This window comes from Stieleria sp. (assembly GCF_041595215.1).
In the GTDB taxonomy this organism is placed as follows: Bacteria; Planctomycetota; Planctomycetia; order Pirellulales; family Pirellulaceae; genus Stieleria; species Stieleria magnilauensis.
Map to the genome: position 1 here is coordinate 1 of NZ_JBFHKV010000076.1, position 14,653 is coordinate 14,653.

At 59.0% G+C, this 14,653-nt stretch carries 11 protein-coding genes and 1 pseudogene; 3 read left to right on the forward strand and 9 right to left on the reverse strand.

Features of this window, described 5'->3' with window-relative positions:
- Together ABX749_RS04995 and ABX749_RS05000 are read right to left on the reverse strand one after the other, a co-directional pair.
- A pseudogene (locus ABX749_RS04995) lies at positions 1 to 596 on the reverse strand (peptidyl-prolyl cis-trans isomerase); the annotation flags it as partial.
- 35 nt (positions 597 to 631) lie between these two features.
- On the reverse strand, positions 632 to 1,423 hold the full coding sequence (locus ABX749_RS05000) for a hypothetical protein (protein WP_372895022.1): 792 nt from the start codon (positions 1,421 to 1,423) through the stop codon (positions 632 to 634).
- 551 nt (positions 1,424 to 1,974) lie between these two features.
- On the opposite strand from ABX749_RS05000, the gene ABX749_RS05005 reads away from it, so the two are divergent.
- Positions 1,975 to 4,122: a dockerin type I domain-containing protein gene (locus tag ABX749_RS05005; protein WP_372895023.1), complete on the forward strand. Its 2,148-nt coding sequence runs from the start codon at positions 1,975 to 1,977 to the stop codon at positions 4,120 to 4,122.
- A gap of 43 nt (positions 4,123 to 4,165) precedes the next feature.
- Here ABX749_RS05005 and ABX749_RS05010 read toward each other — a convergent pair whose 3' ends face one another.
- The 4 genes from ABX749_RS05010 to ABX749_RS05025 all read right to left on the reverse strand — a co-directional run bounded on the left by ABX749_RS05010 (position 4,166) and on the right by ABX749_RS05025 (position 7,628).
- Positions 4,166 to 5,671, reverse strand: coding sequence for a radical SAM protein (locus tag ABX749_RS05010; RefSeq protein WP_372895024.1), 1,506 nt, complete (start codon positions 5,669 to 5,671; stop codon positions 4,166 to 4,168).
- Entirely contained in the window at positions 5,668 to 6,537 is an 870-nt protein-coding gene (ispH, locus tag ABX749_RS05015; protein WP_372895025.1) for a 4-hydroxy-3-methylbut-2-enyl diphosphate reductase, read from the reverse strand. Before ispH ends, ABX749_RS05010 begins: the two co-directional genes overlap by 4 nt.
- A 61-nt stretch (positions 6,538 to 6,598) precedes the next feature.
- Positions 6,599 to 7,027, reverse strand: a complete 429-nt coding sequence (locus tag ABX749_RS05020; RefSeq protein ID WP_145209642.1) for a transcriptional regulator — start codon at positions 7,025 to 7,027, stop codon at positions 6,599 to 6,601.
- Positions 7,017 to 7,628 (reverse strand): hypothetical protein, encoded by a 612-nt coding sequence (locus ABX749_RS05025; RefSeq protein WP_372895026.1) that lies wholly within the window; start codon positions 7,626 to 7,628, stop codon positions 7,017 to 7,019. Before ABX749_RS05025 ends, ABX749_RS05020 begins: the two co-directional genes overlap by 11 nt.
- A 264-nt stretch (positions 7,629 to 7,892) precedes the next feature.
- On the opposite strand from ABX749_RS05025, the gene ABX749_RS05030 reads away from it, so the two are divergent.
- Both ABX749_RS05030 and ABX749_RS05035 read left to right on the forward strand, forming a co-directional pair.
- Positions 7,893 to 9,392, forward strand: a complete 1,500-nt coding sequence (locus tag ABX749_RS05030; protein ID WP_372895027.1) for a type IV pilus twitching motility protein PilT — start codon at positions 7,893 to 7,895, stop codon at positions 9,390 to 9,392.
- 65 nt (positions 9,393 to 9,457) lie between these two features.
- On the forward strand, positions 9,458 to 10,975 hold the full coding sequence (locus tag ABX749_RS05035; RefSeq protein WP_372895028.1) for a TAXI family TRAP transporter solute-binding subunit: 1,518 nt from the start codon (positions 9,458 to 9,460) through the stop codon (positions 10,973 to 10,975).
- Positions 10,976 to 11,142: 167 nt separating this feature from the next.
- Here ABX749_RS05035 and ABX749_RS05040 read toward each other — a convergent pair whose 3' ends face one another.
- The 3 genes from ABX749_RS05040 to ABX749_RS05050 all read right to left on the reverse strand — a co-directional run bounded on the left by ABX749_RS05040 (position 11,143) and on the right by ABX749_RS05050 (position 14,374).
- The gene (locus ABX749_RS05040; protein WP_372895029.1) at positions 11,143 to 11,376 is read right to left on the reverse strand and encodes a hypothetical protein; all 234 of its coding nucleotides are present in this window, start codon (positions 11,374 to 11,376) and stop codon (positions 11,143 to 11,145) included.
- 735 nt (positions 11,377 to 12,111) lie between these two features.
- Positions 12,112 to 13,527 carry a redoxin domain-containing protein gene (locus ABX749_RS05045; protein WP_372895030.1) on the reverse strand — a complete coding sequence of 472 codons (1,416 nt, stop codon included), beginning with the start codon at positions 13,525 to 13,527 and terminating at the stop codon, positions 12,112 to 12,114.
- A 253-nt stretch (positions 13,528 to 13,780) separates the two neighbouring features.
- Positions 13,781 to 14,374 carry a hypothetical protein gene (locus tag ABX749_RS05050; protein ID WP_145209659.1) on the reverse strand — a complete coding sequence of 198 codons (594 nt, stop codon included), beginning with the start codon at positions 14,372 to 14,374 and terminating at the stop codon, positions 13,781 to 13,783.
- Between the last annotated feature and the right edge of the window lie 279 nt (positions 14,375 to 14,653).

Consider the following 14,653-nt stretch of genomic DNA (forward strand, 5'->3'; position numbering starts at 1 on the left):
ATCGTCACGGTGGGATCTTTTTCGATCTTGCTGCGCATGTACATGTGACCGAGCATCATGTCGGTGAATTCACGCTGACGTGCCCGCAAGGACGTTCCGGTTTCACGCAGCTTGGCATCGAGTTCCGTCAGGTCTTCGGTCTCATACTTTTCTTTAAGTCCTTCCAGCTCGTTTTCGAAGAACATCTGCCGCGCCCGGCTGGTCATCATCTCGCTGACTTCGCGTCGTTTCGACGCGGCCTGGGTGCCGACTTGTTCCAGCAAGAACGATTCGCTCATCATCTTGGTCTGGATCGCTTGGGTCAGCGCACCGCGAGCCAGATTCATTCTCGCCGGGGCAAGTTGCTCTGGGGGTAACTTCAGGTTTTGTTCCTTGAGCACTTGCTGGATTCGGCCGTCGACTTTCGGCTGGATGTCCCCCCACAGGATCGGCGATTGGCCCACGACGGCCATGATGGTGGCCGGGTCATCGGGCAGCGGCGCGAGATCCGCCGGCGGCGGCGCGGGGATTTGACCGTGCACCGTGCAGGTCGATGGAATGGAAACGCAGGTCAACACGGCAACGGCCAACAGTCGCAGCGCTGACTGGGCGGTCACCGATCGTGGTGGCGAAGAGGGTTGGTTGGAAAGCATCATCCGCCCGCAGCGAAATGGTGGTGGTGAACGGGTTGAAGTGCCTTGTAAGCTGCACCAACGGCTGAAAACAAGATCAGTCGCGGGTGCTGGTCCAGAGCCTGGGCACGCGTCGTCGGGAATGAAATCCAGATCGCCATTGACAGCACCACCGGTGGGCGACTATTTCGGCGTTCATGGCTTGGACCTGACGGCCGTCGACGCGACCGAACCAGGCCAAAACCCGATGAAAACACCAATACACAGGCGGATATTCGAACGTAGGCAAACGTTTTGCGGGAATCGTTTCCTGTCCTTTCATTTGAAAGGTCGGAGCGTTCAATGCGACTGACGACGGTTTCTGGGTCAACCGTCTTCGGTAGCTGCTCCACTTCGGACATCCGCCCGCATCGGGGCGCTGCACCGCAGCGCCCCGATGCTCGATACACCATCGTCTTGAATGGGAAGACTTCTGAAGCGACCTTGGTGCAGAGGTCCGCGCCCCACGCCTCATCGAGCACCTTTGCAAACGCAAGAAGATCTCGTTCCTTCTGAACAATCGGCATGCCCCCCCGCTTCGTCAGCTCGCGGTGATCGTGACATTGCAATCGAAGCCGTTTGCCCTCCAAAGTCTGCCCCCTCTCAATTGTTCTGACGTTTCCAAGATTCCGTTTTCGTCGGGGCCGCATTGGCTTCGAAGAATGGTCAAAACATGGGGTGGTCAAAACATGTTGGTCCCCGAAAGGTGGCTGCTGCTCATTGACTCCATTTTTTGACCAATCAATCTTTTGACCAATCAATCTTTTGACCAATCAATCTTTTGACCAATCAATCTTTTGACCAATCAATCTTTTGACCAATCAATCTTCTGACCAATCAATCTTTTGCCCCCAGCCCATCCGCCGGGCATAAAAGGTGCGACACACCCGTCGATTGGGTGGGCAGCCTAAAAAAATACCCTTCCCGGCTGAATTGACGGGCACCTCCAAGCACAATGGCGCGTCAAACCAGTCTCACCGAGCGGTTTGGAATGCCTGAAAATGACACTCTGGGCGGGGTTTTGGTGCACGTTACGCCTTCTGCAGTGGTCGTTTGGCTGCGTCCGAACCTGTTCCCCCTTGCGCGGTGAAGCATTTATTTCCCGTGTTTTTCGAGGTTTTAGCGGCAGGGCGCAAGCCCTCCGGTTCACCAGCGTTACCCGAACACCGGAGGGCTCGCGCCCTACCGCTAATAAATGCTTCATAGCGTTGCATCCCCTCCTCCCGCAGCAAGCTCCATGTGGCCCCGTAGCCTGACTGGCAAACGCAGACGACCGCTTAGAAATCGGTCCACGACACCATCGATTCGGTCGCGACGTCACCGCGTGGAAACCTTGGAGGACCGTCGGTTATTGGTCGCGACGATTTCGGTCACCGCCGAATCACCGGTCGCGATCGCCGAAGACCCGCTCAAACGCATCGTCTATTCGATGACGCGTGATGAGACCGAGGACTTTCTGACGGTCAAGTTTGAACTCTCCGGTGACGCCCTCTACGACGTCGACTATACCGCTCGCGAGATCAAGAACGACACGATTTTCTTCCCCGACGAACCTCCGGCGACCGGACCGGTGACCGCGACGGCGACGTTTTATCCGGGCGAGTCGACCGTCAAGCTGTCGGTCAAGCCGATCCGGGACAACCTGATCGAACGTGACGAAAACATCGTCGTGACGATCGTCGCGGCGGACGAGTTTGGACCGGTCTACGGCGCCGCCGCTCATTTCGTCACCCGACGGCAAACCGATTATTATCTCGTCGATGATGAAAATCGGTTGGCCACCGTGGACGTCGACACCGGTTGTGTGCACGTCCTGGGCACGATTGCCAGCCCCCAAACGATCACCGACATCGCGTTCACCGAAGACGGTGATCTGATCGCGATCACGGCGGATCGCTTGTACGAAGTGCACCCGGACCAAATCAACGCCGGCGTGATCGCATCGACCTTCATCAACTTCCACGGCATCCCCCGCGCCAATGCCCTGATCGACAGTCGCAACGGCGACTTCGGCAGCGAATCGGGTGACCTGTTTGCCGTCGGCGCCAACTTCCTCGATCTCAAACTTTTGGATCTGGAAAAGTCCGGCAATCTGCTCGTCCTTCACAACGTGACCACGGTCTTCGACATCGACGGTGCACTGGCGGCCCGTCTCCTGGCAAGCGATTACAAATCCAGCGGTGATCTCGATTACCTTTCGGCGGGGCACTTGGTGCTTTCGGCACGACGCCCCAGTGAGAGCTTTGATTCCCTGATCGAAATCCAGACGCCGGGGACCGGTGGCACGATCGAGAATGCCCCCAAACCCGCGCAAGATCCGGGCGAGAACTTTATCGACGTTTACGGGCTCGCGTTGGACGGCAACGACAGCTTCGCGTTTGCCGGACACACGCTCCTGTCGGTCAACCAGTTCACCCGTGACGCGTCGCGTGAATTGGAAATGACCGGACGCCCCTACCTGGTCGGCACTATGGCGTCGGCGGTCGGAACCATCATCGGCGACCCGGCCGATCCCCCAGTCGTCAGGCTCAACACGCTTCGTAGCGACCCCGGCAACCTGCCGCATGGGACGCAACCCACATCTTGGATCCGACAACGCAGTCAGTTGCGTGACATCGTGATCGAACTTGGAGCCAGCATCCCAAGCATTCCCTCCGGCGGGATGGTGTTGACCAATTTGGGAGTGACGGGGTTCGAAACGCCCGTCGAGATCGCGCTGCGGAACGATCAAGTCATCTTTGAACCCGGTAGCACGACGATCACGATCCAGCTGGACCAGGGACAGCTACCCGATGGCCGCTACCGATTGGTGCTTTCACCCGCCGTCACCTCCGGCCCCCAATTCACATGGACCGGCGATCGCATCAACCGGTTCTTCGTCTTGAAGGGGGATTGGAACGGCAACGCCCGCGTCGACCTGTTGGACTTTGCGACGTTCGCGCACTGGTTCGGCAACTCGACCAGCGTGGCGCCACCGTACGTTGATTTGAATCATTCCGGCATCGTGGATGTCAGCGATTTTGCCCCCTTTGAAAACCAATATGCCGACCTAGTGGCACTGCCGGGTGCGCCCGATCCGGTGACTCCGGACCTGGTCAGCAAAGCGGAACTCGATCGGGCGCTCACCTCGGTGCTCAATCCGCTCAACGTCAACGGTCGCGATCAGGTTTCTCCGCTGGATGCCTTGAACGTGATCAATCGACTCGCATCGGGTTTTCCGACGGCGACCGATTGGCGTTTCGATGTCAACCGCGATGGGGACATCACGCCACGCGATGCGCTCCACGTCCTGAATTTCTTGGCCCTGCAACCGCCACCGCCAGCCGGGCAAGCGACGTCGCAGCCGCCGACACGTTTGTCGGTCGCTGTGCCGAGTCCATTGATTGATCCCGATGATGACGACGATCGTCTGCGGCCGGAAAGGGTGGATCAATGGTTCGCTGCCTGGGACGGCATCGGATCGTTCCAGTGACATCTTGATCGCACACACCCGTCACGCCCAGCGTGAACTATTCCTACACCCCGGCCGAAACGACGGTGCTGCCGCGGCGGGACGTCTCGGGCTTGGCCTCCAAACGGCGACGAAATCTAACGTGTCGCCGCCGCGTCCATTCCACCAGCGGTCGCCAAACCGCCGCGGTCAATCGATACTTGATCAGCAGGTGCCACATCCAGTTGGAGCGTTTGTACAAATACGACATCGCCAAATAGGCGGGGACCGCACGCCAGTCTTTTGGGCGCCGACGCCAAATCGACGTGTGGGAAAACAGCCGGTCGTAACAGAGTTCATAACCGGCCGCCAACTGTTCGGGACTCATGTGCTTGGGCCGAAACACGACGTTGGCCGTGTCATACTTGCTCCAATCGCGATGCAGCAACCGCCCCTCGGATTCCAACTGTCGAAAGAGCGGTGTTTCCGGATAGGGCGTCATGATGTGAAACGTCGCACACTCCAGACGGTTCTCTTCGACCCAGCGAATCGTGTTTTCAAAAACGTCTTCGCGGTCGTGGTCGAACCCCAACACAAAACTTCCGTTGACCTGAATGCCGTTGTCGTGCAACAGGGCGACGCGACGCGCGTAGTCTTCGGTGTTCGGGCTTTTCTTCTTGGCGTCGGTGATGTTGTCGTTTTGCAACGATTCAAACCCGATAAACACGCCGGTGCATCCCGCCAGCGCCATCTCACGCACCAAGCTGGGGTCGTCAGTCACATCGATGCTGACCGCGGCACTCCAGATTTTCTCCAGCGGTCGCAGCGCGCGACACAGCTGTCTCAAATACTCGGGCTTTGATCCCAGGTTATTATCGGTGAACACGGCGTACGGTTGCCCGTCGCGTTGAAACTCTTCGGCGATCTGCTCGACATCCCGCATCAGGTAGGGCATGTGCAAGCCCTTGGTCGAGAGGTAGCAGAACCCGCAGCGATTGTGGCAGCCGCGAGTCGCGATCAAACTGGATGTCGTCAAGAAACTGTTGCGGGGCAACAGATCACGTCGAGGCGGCGGATCATCTCGATAGGGTCGACGAAAGTCGGCGCGATAGGTCGCTTGCAAACAGCCGTTTTCAACGTCACGCAGAATCTGCCCCCACAGGGCAACCCCGTCACCGATCGCCAGTGCGTCGGCGTGCGGTGCGGCCTCGTCGGGGCAAGAGATCACGTGCAACCCGCCCAGGATGACGACGGATCCGCGTTGGCGATACCAGCGGGCAAGTTCATAAGCACGCCGGGCAAACGTCAGATGGACCGTGATGCCGACGACCGCCGGCATCGGGTCGCTCGGCGGAGGACCCTGCAGCAGGTTCTCATCCCAATACCGGACGTCCCAATCGGCCGGGGTGCTGGCGGCGACACTGGTCAGCGCCAGCGTCGGCGTCAACACATGTTTGCCAAAACTGGCGTGCGGATCCTTAGGATAGAACGGGTTGATCAACAACGCCTGCCGCTCGCGGACCGGAGCAGTGGGCGTGTGCGGATCAAGTTCTGGAGCGATCCGCATCGCGCGGGGGACCCAACGTTTCATTTCGTCCATCCTGTTTCTTCGTGGCAATGTCCCAAATGCAACAGCGTGCGGTGCACCTGATCAATGGTTTCGTCCAGCGTTGACGTGCCGGCGGTTAATCCCACGTTGTCGTAGGCATCAAACCATTCCGGCCGGAGGTCGTCGGCCGATTGGACATGAAAGGCCGGCTTGTCATGTTGCCGGCAAAGTTCGACCAGCCGCCGCGTGTTGTTGGAGTTTGCTCCGCCGACGACAACCACGGCGTCGACGCGATCAAGCAAGGTCAACATCGCCGCTTGCCGACGCTTGGTCGGGTGGCAAACCGTGTCGACGAAGCGAATGTCCGCGCCACGGTTCTGCTGATGAATCTCTCGCGTGACCGATTCAACCACGTCGCTCGGCATCGTCGTCTGGCTCAAAATGCCAAGCCGATTCGACGGGTAAACCCGAACGTCCTCGACGCCGGCGACCACGTCATAGGCGTCCAGATCGTCGACAATCCCCCGGACCTCGACATGCCCCTTCTTTCCGATCACGATGACGTGCCGACCCTCGGCCCGAAGTTCAGCTGCCGCGTCATGAACGCGTCGAACGAGCGGACAAGTTGTGTCGATCAATTGCTTGCCGGCGGACCGCAAACGTTCGCGTTCGGCATCGCTGACGCCGTGTGCCGTGATCAAGACCAACGGGGTTTCGGCGCGGCAGTCACGATGCTGTTCATCGGATTGCCGAAACCCCGCATCGGCGAGCCGCTCGTTGACGATCCGGTTATGCACCAGTTCACCGTGAATCGTCACCTCAGTCGGATCCTCGACTTCCGCGGCGATCTGCAACGCGTCGCGTACACCAAAACACATCCCCATCTCGTCGGCGCGAATCACGTTCATGGAAGGTCCTGCTGCCTTGGCTTTGCAATACAAAGTGAATAAGTAAAAAAAGAGACGTCGTTCAGGCCGAAGACCAGCCACGAGCATCCCGCTGGCGGCGACTGGAGGATTCGGCGCGCGGCGCGGCATCGAGTTGCGCGTCGGCGATCACGCGTTCCAGTTCGTTGATGTAGTCGGCAAAACGGGAGCGTCCCACGTCGGTCAAGCGATACATGGTTTGGGGCCGTGTTCCGCCGGTGCCCTTCCAGATTTCGACCAGCCCCGCGTCGCTCAAGACGCCCAGATGACGACTCAGGTTTCCGTCGGTGAGTGAGCAGAGTTGTTTGAGATCGTTGAACAGCAAACCACCATCGTGCGCGGCCAGAGAGGCCAGGATGCCCAGTCGAGCCTTTTCATGCATGACGCGATCGAGTCCGCCGTAGGCGAATCGTCCCGATCCGGCAGGGGCAGGCTGCGAGCTTGTCGATTTCGAGTTTCGTTTAGCGGGCATCGGGTCGCTCCAGATACCAATACAGAATCGCGGCGCTGAGCAGCTGGCCGCCGCCGAAGGTGATGAACATCAGCCAAGGAGAAAATGCGTTCCCGCCTTGTCCCCATTGCAGGCACCCACAACCGCAGGCGATGTAATAGGCGCCGACCCAAAACACCTGACGTGGCATCAGACGATAGGAGGCAAACACGCCGAGGCCGAAGATCAACGCCCACAGCCCCGGCAACATCCAGCCGACCTGGGGGGCGTAACGATAAATCGAGAGCGTCATCAACGCCCCGACGACGATGCATGGCGCGAATTGTTCGACCGCCAGACGCGTCATCTGGCGCGATCGCCCCGCGCCGTTGATCTCGCTGCGCCAGATGAATTCGGCGGCCACCACGATCACGCTGACCGCAGCGACAGACACCCAGCCGACCAAATAACGTCCCAAATCCGTCGCCGGTGTTGCGACCCATTGCGATTGAAACGCCGCGGCGATCATCCCGATCACTGCGGAAAAGCCAACGGTTGCCGATCGATAGCCGCGAAACATTTCGCTCCGCGCGACACACGCCCGTATTTCGGAAATCTGGCGAAGCGCCTCGCGAAGTTCCATCACAGTGGTCCGGATCGGAGAAAATCGTTTTACTTTGCATTGCAAAGTATACGAGCCTGTGCCGGTCCGTCAACCACATTTTATCCGCCTGCGGCGGTCGACGACGCATCACGCGGCGACCGCGGTGACGCCATGTCGCCAGGGATCGAATTGTCGTTTCGCCATCGCCACAGCAGGCCTGACGATTGACCGGGGCGATCGTCAGGTCGAGAATCAGGGGGTCACGCAGACGGACAGGATGGCCAACCGAACAGGGGACAAGCCATGGCAGAGAAGATTATCGGCGTCGGACAGCAATCTGATTTGGCGGTGATTGCCGAGATCATCGAAGCCGAGATTCGCCGGACGTACGGTGGGGCGAAAAAGATCGTCGCACACGCCAGCGGGATCGAACTGCAAGCGCTGCGCAAGGGTTTCGATGGCCCGTTCGACTCCTACAAGATTCGCATCGGCGCCGATGCCGAGACGCTCGCGGCACTCGGGGAATCCGCCCAATCATTTCCCCCCAACGCCGCGGTGACGGAAGAAGAAGGCGTTTTCTGTGTTGAGTTTCTCAAGGTGGCGCATCACAGTGCCGCTTCCATGGATGCGATCAAGGAGATCTCCGGAAAGCTGCTGTTGCCGGACGTTTGGCGTTTTCAAGGCGAGCGGTTTCGCCGCGAGACGCTTCGCCCGCATCGTTTGATGGAGGCGATGGTGAAGTTCCGCGCCAGCGATCTTCATCTGTACCCCGACGCCGATCCCGTGTTCCGCGTCGACAATGCGATTCGTCGATCCGACTTACGGCATCCCCTGACGGCCGAGCAGATCACGGCGTTGATCAAGGAGATCGCGCCGGAAAAGGACTGGAAAGAGTACCAGGAACATTCGCAATGCAGTTTTCGTTACCATCAGGTCGGTGTCGGATTTGCCAGGGTCTCGGCATTCATTCGTGGCGGAGTTCCCCATTGCACGTTACGTTTTTTGCCCGAGGCGATCCCGTCCTTTGATGATCTTCAGATTCCCAACGATGTGATGAAAAAGTTGGGCGGCCTGCACTTCGGGTTGGTCTTGGTCACCGGGATGACCGGCAGCGGGAAATCGACCACGGTCGCTTCGTTGATCGATTGGATCAACCAAAATCAAGCCCGGCACATTCTGACAATCGAAGATCCCGTCGAGTACGCTCAGGTGAACAAGAAGTCGATCATTTCTCAGCGTCAGGTGGGCGAAGACGTCGAATCGTTCAACGAAGCCGTCCGTGCGGCGCTGCGTCAGGACCCGGATGTCATCTTTGTCGGCGAGATGCGTGACAGCGATACCATCCGCTCGGCGATCAGTGCCGCGGCGACGGGACACCTGGTCATCAGCACGCTGCACGCCAACACGGCATCCGAGGTCGTCACTCGGATCGTCAGTTTCTTTGACCCGATCGAACGTGACCTGGTGCGGCTTCAACTCCGCGATTGCGTCAAATGCATCATTTGCCAGCGTCTGGTTGCCAAGGTCAAGGGCGGACGGATTCCCGCGTTGGAGTTTCTGTTCAACGACACCAAACAAATCGCCGACTGCATCATGTCCGGCGATGCCCAGGGAATTCGCGCCGGCATGCAGCAAGTGATGTCGGAATCGTTTATCGTTGAGAAGTATTTGGTCGATCTGGCGAAACAGGATGTGATCACTCATGATGAGGCGGTGGCGCATGCCGCCAACCATGACACGTTCGAACAGATGTGGCACGGCAATTACGCCCCACCGACCATCGATTCGATCAAGCAACACTGAACGCGCGCTGCTCGGTCGTCTCCGAATGGCCCAATGGACCAACGAAGTGATTCGGGAACGAGCATTTGACTGAGAACACGAACCATCACCGTGAAAGTTTGCTGACCGAGCACTTTCGCGAAACGCGGCGCCAATTGCGAGGCTTGCTGCTCAAAGTCTGGGGCGGTGGATTTTTGGTCGTCTTGTTCGGATTTGCCCTGGCCTGGTTTTTTATCCAGCCGGCTCCGCCACGCACCATCGTCATGGCGACCGGGTCCGACGATGGGGCGTACCACCGATTTGCGATGCAATACCGCGACTACCTGGGACGCCAGGGCGTGACGCTGGAACTGCGTCCGACGGCCGGTTCGATCGAAAATTATCGGCTGTTGGAATCCGATCCGGAAGTCAACTTGGCGATCGTTCAAGGCGGCACGGCGCCGAAATCATTCAGCGGCGCGGTCGAAATCGAAGCCTTGGCCAGCCTCTACTTCGAACCGCTCTGGGTGTTTTATCGCGGCGACGAAACGCTGGCCGATCTGCGCGACCTAAAAGGGAAGGCGATCGCGATCGGCCGCAGCGACAGCGGAACCGAATCGATCGCGACGTTGTTGTTGGACGAAAATGGGATCGATGCCGACGCCGGCTCGACTCGGGTGCAAGTCGGAGGCCGCGAAGCGGCCGAGCGTCTGAAGAACGGTCAGGTCGATGTCGCCATGTTCGTCCTGTCGCCGCAATCGACGTTGGTCCGCGAGATGATCGCTTCGCCCGACATCCAGCTGCTGAGCTTTCAACGGGACGATGCATACGTCCGGCGTCACCCGTTTTTGACCGCCGTCACACTGCAACGCGGCGTGATTGATTTGGAACATGACTACCCCCACCAAGACGTTCAACTGATCGCGCCGGCGGCGAACTTGATCGCCACCCGATCGCTGCACGACGCGCTGATTCCCCTGCTGTTGCGGGCGGCGTCGCAAACCCATCGCGGGCGTGAGAGCTTGTTGCAACCGGGCCGCCTGCCATCGACCGAGTTCATCGAGTTTCCGCTGAACCAATCGGCCCGCGTGTACTTTGAAGATGGACCTCCGTTCCTGCAAAAGTACCTGCCGTTTTGGGTCGCATCGGCTATCAGTCGGGGAAAGATCTTGCTGTTGCCGGCGTTGACGTTACTGCTGCCGTTGTTCCGCATGGCACCGCCGCTGTATCGCTGGCGGATCCGCTCGAGAATCTATCGATGGTACGAGATCTTGCGGGGGATCGAGTCCGAATTGCGCAACGAATCGGATCTCCAGCGGCTGAAAAAAAATGTCACGACGCTGGTTCAAATGCAAGGCGAACTGGATGACTTGAAATCCGTTCCACTTTCTTACATGGAAGAGTTCTACAATCTGCGTTTGCACGTCGAATTCGTTCAGCGGCGTGTCCAATATGCGATTGCCGAACTCGATCAAACCGCTGCGGCCGACGACGAAGCTCCTTCCGAACCGGCCGATCCATCTGCCCAGAATCATTCTGCCCCGAATCATTCTGCCGCCGAAGATTCTGCCGCGGCCGCGCCGCCCCGCCCCGACCAAACGCCCGACGGGATCGCAGGCTCATAAGTGCGAAACACACCGACGTCAAGCGATCTCGTAGCGACAGCGTCGGTGCGAGATGAGCCAGATGTCACGCATCGCGCGACCGGCGATTTTGACTCGCTCCCAGGTAGAACCTGGGAACGAGCATCGTCTCGGGGCAAGTTCCCCGGGCAAGTTCCCTGGGCATCGCGTTAGACGGCTGCTCGGGAAATCAACCGTTTGAAGAACCCGCCGAGACCCTTGGGACGAACCGTCGCAGTGGCGGACTCGGCAGTGGCGGCCTGTGGCCCAAAGTGTTCACGCCAATCCTGTTCGGCGTGTTCCCAGCCGACGTCATAGCCGGCCTTTTCGCTTAAGAAATACTTGTGTTGCTCGATTTGAGCGATTTCACTTTCGGAGAGTGTCGACGGAGCGTGAGGCATCATTTGCTTCCTTGACTTGATCGGATGGAACGGATTCCCCGCTGGAGCGATGGCAACCAACAGCTGCGAACTGGTGACGACCACGACTCGACGGAAACGGACTTCCAGATTGTTCGCTTCCCACCCCGCCCGTCAATCTCATCTCGGCAAGGATCACCATCCACCCCGATAGCGGCATCCAGTTTCACCCTAAGGGGCGTGTAGGGCACCGCTGAAACGGGCGTACAGGTCTGCTGTTTCCTCGGTTTCTTCCTGCCGAGTCGTCCACCACAACTCGCTCTTCGGGTAGGAGGTCTCGCGGTTTTAAAGTCACCCTCCTGGCAGGAGGGTCGAGCGAAGCGAGGGCAGGTCGAACGGTCAATCGCGGTGTTCACTTCGCCGGCCAGGGTTGCGCCCCGAGCAGCAACAAAAACCCTCGCCTCGCTACGCTCGACTGTCCCGGGGGGCATTGGTATCTAGACCAGTCGCTTTTTGCCCAAAGGGCATGCATATCCCTAGCCTGGGGCAAGCAAACCGAGCCTTTGCGAGGGTTGCGCCGCCCCAGGAACCTCTCAGAACAGATCTGACAAGCAAAAGAGGTGTCGATACCAATGCCCCCGGGGAGAGTGACGAAAACCCATTTTGATCAACGACCTAAAACCGGCACGACCTCATAGGGCGTGGGGGAGCTTTCGCAAGACCCACGCCCCAGAAGCATTACGCGCCTCGGCGAGACGGCTACGCCGACGTCATGCCCCATTAGGCGTCGTCTGCTTCCGTTTCCTTAGCTTCTGCTTCCTTCGCTTCTGCTTCCTTAGCTTCCGCTTCCTTCGCTTCCGCTTCCTTAGCTTCTGCTTCCTCAGCTTCCGCTGCCTTCGCTTCCGCTGCCTTCGCTTCCGCTGCCTTCGCTTCCGCTGCCTTCGCTTCCGCTTCCTTCGCTTCCGCTTCCTCAGCCTTCATTTCCTCTGACTTTTCAGCCGCATCCGTCTTTTCGGCTTCGGCCTTTTCGTCCAGGTAACCCTGGAGCGTTGCTTCGATTTGCCGTTGTCCGTTGGCATGCTCGACGGCCATCCGCTGGTACTTGATGGCTTCATCCAGCTGTCCGAGCTCGTAGTAGCATCGCGCCAACGTATCGAGGATCGGCCCGTTTTCGTTTTGTTGCAACTCGGACGCCCGCTTGGCAGCTTTGAGCGCGAGTTCCAGATCCGAGGGGTCGCCATTGGTCGCGGTGGTCCAAGCGATTTGCCCCAGCAGCATCGCATCATCCCAGGCCAATTCGACCAACGCTTCACGAGCCACCGCCGCCTCGCCGGTTCGTCCGGCGATTTCCAGAACCCTCACGCGATAGTTGAGCAGCGTCTTGGACGATCCGAATTCTTTTTCGAATTGATTGAGTCGCTCCAACGCAGCATCCCAATCTTGGGCTCGCAGCAGTTTGCCAACTTCTGCGGACAGCTGCTGCAACTGCTCTTGCTGTTTGTATTCGGCGATCGCGGCTTCGCGGTCCCAGGTTCCGTCGACAATCTCCTTGAGCGGTTCATCGATGGTCCCGGGGTGCCCGATCCATTCGACGACTCCATCACGTCCGACGATGAAGGCGCACGGGATTCCGCCTTGCCCAGCGGCCTTCATGTACGCCAAGTTCATCCAGTCGTTCTCGTCGATCGCCAGTCGATAGCCGATGATGTCGTCCCAGGTTTGTTCGCCTGTTGCGTTGTCAGCAAGAAAGCCTTCGACCGTCGCTTCGTCTTCGCGAGTCACACCGATGAAGGTGACGTCGTCGGCGAACTCGGATTGCAGCTCGGTGATGTGCGGCATACCGGCACGACAGGGGCCGCACCAGGTCGCCCAGAATTCAACCACGTGGACACGATCACGAAGTGGTTCTTCGACCGGTTCGCCACGGACCCATTTCGCAATCGCCAGACCAGGACTCTTGTCCCCGACGGCCAGTTTCTCCGGCAGCGGCTTGCCCGGCAGATCCGATTCAGAATCATCCGAGGTGCTGGGGACGGTTGCCGGCGAGTCGTCGGAATCCGCGGCCATGGAATCGTGCACCACCGGCGGTTCCAAGCCATCGGTCGCCTCGTCCCGACTCGATTCTTTGCAGCCGCCGGAGACGGCAAACAGCGTGAGCAACATGAAGGTCCAGACGGATGCCTTCGATTGAATCAATCGTCGACAGAAAGTAAGACTGCAAGATCCCATAACACCGTGACTCCCGTGAAGCATGTGGATCGGGAGAGCGACCCCCGGAAGAATCGATGCTATCGCGTCGGCACCCCAATGGCAACGGTTCGCCACCGCCATTGACCAAGTTCGCGGCCTTGGGAGAGCGTTGAGCTGGTTCGGGGCAGACCGGCCGGGTGGGTGGGTAGGAGCCTGCAGAACCGGGCAACGGCACAACGATACCGGCCACGCGATCACACTACTGAAAAAACGGATTCGCCTTCGTTCCCGGCACCGCACGGCGTTGAGACGGGGAATCGTGCCCCGAAACCGGTTGGACAGGCGGCAGTCCGACCGGATTGGCTGCCGTCGAGGCATCGACCGGTTGCAACATCACCGGGGTCGCAGTTGCTGACGACGTGACGGGTTGCTCGGTCGTGACCACCAAGTATTGGAACACAACCGCGGCCCAAAAAATCAACACCGTCCCGAGACCCGAAAAGATCGAGTGCGCAAACAGAATAAAGATCGACTGCATCAGTCCACATTTGGCGGCACAAGACGTCCAGTACACCGCCAAAAAACAGGCGAACACCAGCAGCACTCGTCCGCCGGCGGGCCCCATCAGGGCTGAGAAGGCGAAGACCAAAATGAAATTGGAGACGGAGATGCCCAAGATCCACCCAAAGCAGGCGACATAGCCTGGCGTTGCGTCACCAAACCACAGGATACATCTCTGGTAAGAAGCAATCGTGACGAGCACCGCCCCGACGATCACGACGAGACCCAGCGTGGAGTTGAACGAAATGGATTGGCTAAACGCGGCGAACGGTTGTGCCGAAAAGTCGGTCATTGTGGTTCGATGGAGCAGAGTATGGATGCGGGTTTTCAGACATCGCTTAATGCATAGCTTGCCCTTTGCAACAGGTGGGCTAACGCGGCGCCGCACCCGCGAATTCCCCCTCCGTAGATTCACACCACCCGCAACAACGGCCTGACCGGTCTATCCCTCGATTCCTTGACATCAAATCCCAACCCGCAAGTCCCGCGATGACCACTCAACCGCTAGCTGCCCGGCACGGGGTAACAGTGTGCCGAGCAATCGTGTCTGAAATCCTGATCGCGCGGGTCG